We start from the raw sequence: 6912 nt of genomic DNA, 5'->3' as shown, positions 1-6912 counted from the left end.
CCGCCGGGGGCGGCACGTGGTCGACGATCAGGTCGAACAGCGGAGCCAGGTTGTCCGACGGCTGATTCAGGTCGAGCGTCGCCCAGCCGTTGCGGCCCGAGGCGTAGATGTGCGGGAAGTTCAGCTGCTCGTCGGTGGCGCCGATGGCCGAGAACAGGTCGATGGTCTCGAGGTGCACGCGGTCCGGATCGGCGTGGGCGCGGTCGACCTTGTTGATGCAGAGGATCGGCTTCAGGCCCATCTTCAGGGCCTTGGTCAGCACGAACTTCGTCTGCGGCATGACGCCTTCCTCGGCGTCGACCAGCAGCACGCAGCCGTCCACCATGCCGAGGATCCGCTCCACCTCGCCGCCGAAGTCGGCGTGGCCGGGCGTGTCGATGATGTTGATGCGGGTCTCGCCGGCCTTACCGTTCCACAGCACGCTGGTGCACTTGGCGAGGATGGTGATCCCGCGCTCGCGCTCCTGGTCGTTGGAATCCATGGCGCGTTCGACCGTCGCCTCGTTGGCGCGGAACACCCCCGACTGGGCGAGGAGCTGGTCCACGAGCGTGGTCTTGCCGTGGTCGACGTGGGCGATGATGGCGATGTTGCGGAGCGACATGGAACGTTTTTTCGTGCGGCGAGGAAGGGCGGGCTTGTAGGGGAGTGCGGGCCGCGCCGCCAGCAAGAACTCACCTCCCGCGACGCTATGGCGTGGAAAATGATTGTGCGGCGCGACCTTGGACAGGTGATGAGCAGGTGCGGTCCCGCCCTGGTTACGGGCAGGAAATTCAGCAATACACCCGAAGTGTGGCAATTTTGATGCGCTCGGGCCTTGCCTTTTTGTGCAGTGCAGCGTAGGTAGCGCTTGTTAGGCGTCGCTGACGCCTTTGCCCTTCCTGGGCGTTTCCTCCCTATTGAACTGCCGCGCCTTCGGGCGCGGCTTTTTTTTGGCCTCACGCGCCCTTCAGCGCGCTCCAGTCGGCGGCCGCGAGCGCGCGCGTGAGCTGCTCGACGTGGGCCTTCAGCCCCGAAAACCCGCTGGTCGGCGCGAGCGTCGCCTCGTTCAGATAGAGCGCCCGATTGATCTCGATCTGCAGCGCGTGCGTGCGCCGCGCGGGCCGCCCGTAGTGCTCGGTCGTGTAGCCGCCGGCGTAGGGAGTGTTGCGGGCGACGCGGTAGCCGCAGGCCTCCAGCTCGCGCTCCACCCGGGCCGGCAGCACGCCCGCGCACGCAGCGCCGAAGCGGTCGCCCAGCACTATGTCGCACGGCCGGTCGCGGCCCCCGGCCTTGGCCGCCGCCGCCGGCATCGAGTGCCAGTCGATCAGGATGGCCACCCCGTGGGCGGCCAGCGCCTCGGCCAGCAGCCCCTCGAGCGCGCGGTGGTAGGGCCGGTGCGCGCTCTCGATCCGGGCGCGGGCCTCGGCGAACGTCAGCTTGCGCCGGTAGATCTCCTGGCCTTCCGAGACGACGCGGGCGATGGCGCCCAGGCCCGCCGCCACCCGCGCGGTGCGGGCGCGGGCGAACTCGGGCAGTTCGTCCACGAACATGTTCGGGTCGAGCTCGAACGGCTCGCGGTTCAGGTCGATGTAGGCGCGGGCGTAGTTCGCGGTGATGACGGACGCGCCGAACTCGGGCGCGGCGGCGATCAGGTCGTCCACCAGGGCGTCTTCCGACCGGCGGATGCTGACGGCGTCCAGGGCGGCGGCCGACATCATGTCCTCGGGGTAGAGGCGGCCCGAGTGCGGCGAGGCGAACACCAGCGGCGTCGGCGGCGGCTCGCCCTCGGGCGCGGCGCGGCGAAGCTCGTAGGCGGCCGGCGCCCCCTGTGGCTGGTCTGTCCCGGCGAGGCGCTCCCAAGCATTCATCGTCCGCATAGAACGCTGAGCGCCCGCGTGGGTCAAAGGGTTCATCGCGGGTTTACGCTTGGCAGGGTATGGTGGCCGTTCATTCCCAGCCGACCCGTGACGATGCCCCGTATCCTGCTCGCCGAAGACGACGATTCCCTGCGCGGCTTCCTCGCGCGCGCACTCGAGCGCGCCGGCTACGAGGTGACGGCCTGCGCCGACGGGGACGAGGCGGCGACCTATCTGGACGAGCCGTGGGACCTCCTGCTCACCGACATCGTGATGCCCGGCCTGGACGGCATCGAGGTGGCGCGCCAGGCGGCGGCCAAGCACCCGGGCCTCCGGATCATGTTCATCACCGGCTTCGCCGCCGTCGCCCTGGCGGCGGGCGAGAAGGCGCCGGCGGGCTCCAAGGTGCTGTCCAAGCCTATCCACCTGCGGGAAATCGTCACCGAGGTGGACCGGATGATCGCGGCCTAGAAGATCGGCCGCGCGTCGCGCTTGCCAGCGGCCGGGCGCATGGGTATATCCCGCGCCTCCCGACGTAAGGATACGGACGCGTAGCTCAGCGGGAGAGCACTACGTTGACATCGTAGGGGTCGCTGGTTCAATCCCAGCCGCGTCCACCATCCCTTCTCACAACATCAGGCTCGACGTCGCCCGACCGCTCCCGGTCAGCCGAGGCCCTTCTGCGGGTTGATCAGGTACTTCTCGCCAGTCGCCCGGCGGCTGTAGGCGGCGATCACCTTCGGGTCGAGCGCCTCGGCCAGGCCGATCTCGGCGGTGTAGCGGCTGGCGAAGGTGGTCTTGAGCTCGGCGGCCACGCGCTGGCGCAGCCGGCCGGCGGCCTCGGGTCCGATCTGCGCGAGGAAGGGCGTGAGCAGGAAACCGCCGATGTTCCACGCGAAACCGAAGTTGCGGACCAGCTCGGTGGGTCGGGTGTCGAGCGCCCCGTAGATGTAGAGCTGCTTGTGGGTGGACGAGCCGTAGCGGCTGTACGCGCCGGCCGTGCGGTTCGCGGCTGCTTCCATGGCCGAAAGGATCTGGCTGCCGATCCGGCCGCCGCCGATGGCGTCGAAGGCCAGCGTGGCGCCGGTGGCGGCCACGGCGTCGGTCAGCTTCTCCTGGAAGTCGGGATCGCTGGAGTTGACCACCCATTCGGCGCCCTGGTCGCGCAGGAGCGTCTCCTGTTCGGCGCTGCGCACGACGTTCACCAGGGGCACGCCGTCGGCCTTGCAGATCCGCACCAGCATCTGGCCCAGGTTGGAGGCCGCCGCCGTGTGGACCAGCGCCTTGTGGCCCTCGCGGCGGAGGGTTTCGACCATGGCGAGCGCGGTCAGCGGATTGACGAAGCAGGAGGCGCCGTCGGCCGGCGTCGCGTCGGCCGGCAGTGGCAGGACCTCGGCAGCCTTCAGGCGGCGGTGGGTGGCGTACATGGCCCCGCCGATCATCGCCACGGTGCGACCGAGCAGCGCCTGGGCCTCGGGCGAGGCGCCCGCCGCCACGACGACGCCGGCGCCCTCGTTGCCGACCGGCAGCGACTGACCCACGCGGGCGGCGAGCGCCTTCATGCCAGCTGGCGGAACCGCGGCGGTGACCACCGGCCGGTCGGCGGATCCTTCGGCCTTCAGCGTCGAGAGGTCAGCGGGACCGAGCAGCAGTCCGAGGTCAGAGGGGTTGATCGGCGTCGCCTCGACCCGCACCAGGATCTCGTCCGGGCCTGGTTCCGGGACCGTGACTTCTGCCAGCGACAGCTCCAGCGTCCCGTCCGTGCGCAGCAGACTACGTAGCTCCAGCGCCTGATCCTTCGACATGCGTCCCTCCTCAAGCGCCGGCTTGGCGCGTCTCCGACATAGGGCCGCGCGGCCCGAAGCTGAAGAGCCGGTTTGGGGCATCGCGTTGCGCAATGGGCGCCTTTTTGACGGCCAAGCTTGGTGGAACACCGAAATTTATGTGGCGCAGCTGAAATAAATGGTCCGTACTTCCCCTTGCTCAGGCGCCCGCTTCAGAGGCGCCGAGGGGAGGAAACCAGATGATCAAAAGCAGATTCTTCTGCAGCGCATCCGCCATGGCTGCGGCCCTGGCGTTCGGATGGGCGGGCGAAGCCGCCGCGCAACAGGCGCCCACCGAGGTCGGCGAGGTCGTGGTCACGGGCTCATTCATCCGCGGCACGCCCGAGGACGCGGCCTTGCCCGTGGATGTGATCGGCGCCGACGAGCTTGAGCGGCAGGGCACGCCATCGGCTGTCGAACTCCTGAAGGCGATGCCGGCCTCCAACGGCGTCCTAGGCGACACCAACCAGTTCGACTCCCGGGCGCAGGGCTCGGAAGGCGCAGCGACGGTCAACCTGCGGGGTCTGGGGGCGTCGCGCACCCTGGTGCTGTTCAACGGCCGGCGGATGGTGAATGCGCCGATCGGCGCCGACGCGCCGGACATCAACCTCCTGCCGCAGGCGGCCATCGGCCGGATCGAAGTGCTGAAGGAGGGCGCGGCGGCCACCTATGGCTCGGACGCGATCGCCGGCGTCGTGAACTTCATCACCCGCAAGGGCTTCGACGGCCTCGAGCTGAACGGCAACTACCGCTACATCGACGGGTCTCGGGGCGACTGGGGCGCTTCGGCGCTGTGGGGCAAGGACTTCGGGGCGATCAACGTCCTGCTGTCGGGCAGCTATCAGCACCGGTCCGAACTGTCGGTGCGCGAGCGGGACTTCGCGCTGACCGGCTATTTCGAAAGCCCGGAAACCGGCTGGTCGACGGGCAACGCCGTCACCGCCTTCCTGCCGCTGACCAACAACCCGACGACCGGAGCCTTCACGCCTGCGATGGGTCTGCAGCGCGACGTCGGCTGTGCGCCGCTGGGCGGCCAGCCCACCTTCAGCGGCACGACCCCGGCCTGCGCGTTCAACTACACGCCCTATGACAACATCGTGGAGAAGGAGAACCGCTTCCAGCTCTATGGCGAGCTGAACTGGGAGATCGCCGAGAACAGCACCTTCCACCTGGAAGGCCTCTACTCGGAGACGGATGTCCCGGAGTGGGACACCTCGCCGTCCTACCTGGCGCTGCAGTCGCCGACGGCCACCACGAACCCGGCCGCGACGTCGGGCTTCGCCGCCGGCTATTTCGTGCCCGCCAACAACCCCGGCTTCGCGCTGTACCGCCAGCAGAACCCGGGACAGCTGCCGGCCTTCGCCACCGGCGCCTACATCCCGGGCGTGCTGTTCCGTCCGCTCAGCATGGGCGGCAACCCGCTGTTCAGCGACCAGTCCTCGCACGGCAGCCGCAAGCACGAGGCCTGGCGGGTCTCGGCCAGCCTGAACGGCGAGTTCGGCAACGGCATCGGCTATGACTTCGCCGCCACCTACATGACCGACAACCTGGTCCGGATCGGCTACGACGCCGTGGTCAGCCGCCTGCAGCTGGCCCTGCGCGGCCTGGGCGGGCCGAACTGCACGGGCACGACGCCGGGCGCCAACGGGTGCCAGTGGTTCAACCCGTTCTCGAACGCCATTCAGTCCAACGCGCTGACGGGTCAGACGAACCCGAACTACAGCGCCGCGGTGGCGAACAACCCCGAGCTGATCCGCTGGTTCTTCCAGCCGACGGGCACCGACCTGACCAGCAGCATCTTCGTGGCCGACGCGGTCTTCAACGGTGAGCTGGGCATCGACCTTGGCGGCGGCGCCATCGGCTGGGCGGTCGGCGGTCAGTTCCGCAAGAACTGGTTCGAGGCCGAGTACGACGCGCTCACGGACCTGACGGTCACGCCTTGCATCGACACGCCGGTGACGGGAACGACGAACTGCTCGGTCCGGAACGGACCGTTCCTGTTCCTCGGCGGCGGCACGCCCTCGGACCTCAAGCGCGACGTGTGGGCGGCCTTCGCCGAAGTGAGCCTGCCGTTCACCGACAGCATCCAGGCCCAGCTCGCCGCTCGCTATGAAGACTACGGATCGCAAGGCGGCACGACCTTCAACCCGAAGGCGTCGGTCCGCTGGCAGCTGTCCGACATCTTCGCCGTCCGCGGCACGGTCGGCACTACCTTCCGGGCCCCGCCGCTGACCTGGATGGATCCGGGGCAGGTCACCAGCCTGCAGTTCCTGGGCGGAGCCTTCCGCGCCGTGGACATCATCGGTAACGAGTCGCTCGAGCCTGAGGAGGCGTTCACCTACTCGGTCGGCTTCATTGCCAAGACCGGCGGCTTCCAGGCCACCATCGACTACTGGAGCTTCGACTTCGACAACCCGCTGGTGCCCGAACCGGTCGGCGGCATGTTCTCGACCCTGTTCCCCACGGGGACCGGGACCGGGAACTGCGGCCAGGCCGCCCTGGCGGGCCTGCAGTCGCGCTTCGTATTCGCGGGCAACAACTGCGCGGTCGCCAATCTGCAGCGCATCCGCACCTTCTACGTCAACGGCCCGCAGGTGAAGACCGACGGCGTCGACATCCTGGCCACCTATGACGCCGGCGAGATGTGGGGCGGCTCGATGCGCTTCGGCGCCACCGTCACCTACGTGAACAAGTACGACGTCGGCGCCACCGAGGTCGAAGGCGTGACGGTTTCGCCGGCCTTCTCGGGGGTGAACAAGCTGAACTACCAGACCCAGATCGTGCCGGTGCCCCAGTGGAAGGCGCAGCTGTACGCCGAATACACGTCGGGAGCGCACAACCTGCGCGTTCAGCTGAACCACATCGACAGCTACACGGACCAGCGCACCTCGCCGTTCGCGCCCACCGTCCTCCAGGACGCCACTGGCGCCCCGGTCGTGAAATCCAACGAAGGTCGCAAGATCGACGCCTTCACGACAGTGGACGTGACCTACCGGCTACAGGCGCCCTGGGACACGACGGTGGTCGTCGACGTCGACAACGTGTTCGACGAGGACCCGCCGTTCGCCCGGCTGGACCTGGGCTACGACCCATTCACCGCCAACCCGTTGGGGCGGACATTCAAGTTGAGCGTCACCAAGCGCTTCTAGTCGCCAGGATCCCGCAAGCCTGCGCCGCCGGACTCGTCCGGCGGCGCTTTTCTTTGGCATTTTGGTAACACCGGTACGATTCCGAAATGGGGTACGTTGCCGTAC

5 protein-coding genes and 1 tRNA gene are annotated in these 6912 nt (G+C 68.5%); 3 read left to right on the top strand and 3 right to left on the bottom strand.

The genetic code is table 11. The features are described 5' to 3' along the window. Both RIF93_RS00495 and RIF93_RS00490 read right to left on the bottom strand, forming a co-directional pair. Positions 1-601: GTP-binding protein (locus tag RIF93_RS00495; protein WP_309087363.1), on the bottom strand; the 601-nt coding region annotated here is incomplete at its 3' end. A 334-nt stretch (positions 602-935) separates the two neighbouring features. Further along, the gene (locus tag RIF93_RS00490) at positions 936-1847 is read right to left on the bottom strand and encodes an N-formylglutamate amidohydrolase (protein WP_309087362.1); all 912 of its coding nucleotides are present in this window, start codon (positions 1845-1847) and stop codon (positions 936-938) included. Between the two features lie 102 nt (positions 1848-1949). Between RIF93_RS00490 and cpdR the strand changes: the two genes are divergently transcribed. Beyond that, complete coding sequence (gene cpdR, locus RIF93_RS00485; RefSeq protein ID WP_309087360.1) at positions 1950-2306, top strand: cell cycle two-component system response regulator CpdR; 357 nt, start codon at positions 1950-1952, stop codon at positions 2304-2306. A gap of 74 nt (positions 2307-2380) precedes the next feature. After that, a tRNA-Val gene (locus RIF93_RS00480) sits at positions 2381-2455 on the top strand. Positions 2456-2500: 45 nt separating this feature from the next. Here the strand turns inward: RIF93_RS00480 and RIF93_RS00475 are convergent. Further along, entirely contained in the window at positions 2501-3640 is a 1140-nt protein-coding gene (locus RIF93_RS00475) for a zinc-binding dehydrogenase (RefSeq protein ID WP_309087358.1), read from the bottom strand. 218 nt (positions 3641-3858) lie between these two features. Between RIF93_RS00475 and RIF93_RS00470 the strand changes: the two genes are divergently transcribed. Next, positions 3859-6807, top strand: a complete 2949-nt coding sequence (locus RIF93_RS00470; protein WP_309087356.1) for a TonB-dependent receptor domain-containing protein — start codon at positions 3859-3861, stop codon at positions 6805-6807. Positions 6808-6912 lie beyond the last annotated feature (105 nt).

Source organism: Phenylobacterium sp. (genome assembly GCF_031181185.1).
Classification (GTDB): Bacteria; Pseudomonadota; Alphaproteobacteria; order Caulobacterales; family Caulobacteraceae; genus Phenylobacterium.
This window is presented reverse-complemented; position numbering and strand designations above follow the sequence as displayed.

What these genes read in the sequence shown, in the direction of transcription:
- RIF93_RS00490 (WP_309087362.1), bottom strand. Translation starts at nt 1,847, where the DNA reads ATGAATGCTTGGGAGCGCCTCGCCGGGACAGACCAGCCACAGGGGGCG.
- RIF93_RS00470 (WP_309087356.1), top strand. Translation starts at nt 3,859, where the DNA reads ATGATCAAAAGCAGATTCTTCTGCAGCGCATCCGCCATGGCTGCGGCC.
- RIF93_RS00475 (WP_309087358.1), bottom strand. Translation starts at nt 3,640, where the DNA reads ATGTCGAAGGATCAGGCGCTGGAGCTACGTAGTCTGCTGCGCACGGAC.
- cpdR (WP_309087360.1), top strand. Translation starts at nt 1,950, where the DNA reads ATGCCCCGTATCCTGCTCGCCGAAGACGACGATTCCCTGCGCGGCTTC.